Origin of the sequence: Shewanella sp. 8A (assembly GCF_023475945.1) — a bacterium.
In the GTDB taxonomy this organism is placed as follows: Bacteria; Pseudomonadota; Gammaproteobacteria; order Enterobacterales; family Shewanellaceae; genus Shewanella; species Shewanella xiamenensis.
This window is the reverse complement of sequence record NZ_JAMDJP010000073.1, coordinates 1-1,749: the sequence shown is the minus strand read 5'-3', so window position 1 is coordinate 1,749 and position 1,749 is coordinate 1. Positions and strand designations below refer to the sequence as shown.

Here is a 1,749-nt window from a genome sequence, read left to right as displayed (position 1 = left end):
GGGGTGTGAAGCCCAATGGTACGAAAACGTACGCTAAGGCCATTTGTCCAGCTCCGGTGGTTGTTTCAGCGGCCTCAGTTGCCCATTTAGTACTTGTTCAGTAAGGGTAAACGAATAATGCCCCAACATGTTCACGTGTTTATGGCTGAGCGGAGATAATCTGGCTTCGTCTTCTGCTTTCACATCCTCGCCTTGCTGTTTCAAGTGATCAAGAGCGGCCTGCATATAGATTGTGTTCCACAGCACCAGCGCGTTAGTCACCAAACCCAGCGCGCCAAGTTGATCTTCCTGCCCCTCTCGATACCGCTTCCGAATTTCACCACGCTGACCGTGGCAGATCGCCCGTGCGACCGCGTGACGGCTTTCTCCTCTATTCAACTGGGTCAGAATTCGACGGCGGTAGTCTTCATCATCCACGTAGTTCAGCAAGTAAAGTGTCTTATTGATACGGCCCGCTTCAATAATGGCTTGTGCTAGGCTGGAAGGCCGCTCACTTTTCAGTAGCGAACGGATCAGCTCGGAAGCCTGCACTGTACCCAGTTTGAGCGATCCCGCAATGCGCATCATGTCATCCCAGTGTTGTTCGATTTTGTGGGTATTGACGCAACTGCGAGCTAGCTCATCCAATGGGCCATAGTCAGCGGCCTTGTCCACGCGCCAGAACACGGATTCACCTGCGTCTGCAAGACGCGGTGAAAACTGGTATCCAAGCAACCAAAATAAGCCAAACACCATATCGCTGGCACCGGCGGTATCGGTCATAATCTCCATCGGGTTCAAGCCGGTTTGCTGTTCCAGAAGGCCTTCCAGCACAAAGATGGAGTCACGCAGTGTTCCTGGGACGACAATGCCATGAAATCCGGAAAACTGATCCGAGACAAAGTTATACCAGGTAATGCCTCGGCTGGAGCCAAAGTACTTCCGGTTCGGCCCTGCATTGATGGTGCGGATCGGAGTGACAAAGCGCATACCGTCGGCGGATGCCACCTCTCCACCGCCCCACTTATTGGCCAGAGATAAAGTAGACTGGTAGTTCACCAGTTTGGCATTGGCCTTCACCAGCGTCTCGGCACGCAGGTAATTCTGTTTGACCCAGTTTAAGCGGTGTCGGGTTAATGCGGGTACTTGATGCTTAATCAGCGACTCTAAGCCGATGTTGCATGCTTCCGCCAAAAGCACGGCGCAGACGCTGACAGTCAGGTCTTCGGCTCGGGCATTAGATTCGCTAACATGGGTAAATTCATCGGCAAAGCCGGTATGGGCGTGGATCTCCAGCAACAGCTCCGTCAGGTCCACGCTGGGCACTAAGGATTCGACTTGTTGAGAGAGCTGCGTTAGGCTGGGCGGCTCATCCAGCTTAGCAAAGTTCGTGATGGTCAATGTGGGCCGTTTGCCGGACAGATCCAGCTCAACTGCTTTGTTGTTGTCGAAGTTGGATGCCACTTGTCTGTAACTTGCATCCAGTTGACGCACCAGAGCGTCAATCGCTTCTTGGGGATTGAGTGGATGACCGAGTGAACGGCACACCTGAATGCGGTTTGCTTGCCATTCCGGCCCTTGTAACAGCTTGGCCCGTGGATCACCCCAGCGGTCGCTGTTCTCTACGTAGATATCACGGCGGCGCAAACTGTCTTGTAACTTATCGAGAAAGCACAGCGTATAGCCTCGCTTGGTCACTCTATCTTCTTTGTCGAACACCAGGCGTTTCCATGGATTAGAGACAATGTCCAGAGGGGCTTCATCCAGTAA

Annotated in this window: 1 protein-coding gene; it reads right to left on the bottom strand. The window is 53.0% G+C overall.

Annotation, left to right across the window (positions count from 1 at the left end; genetic code table 11):
- Nucleotides 1–33: 33 nt before the first annotated feature.
- Nucleotides 34–1,749: Tn3 family transposase (locus tag M0413_RS22535; protein WP_249555733.1), on the bottom strand; the 1,716-nt coding region annotated here is incomplete at its 5' end.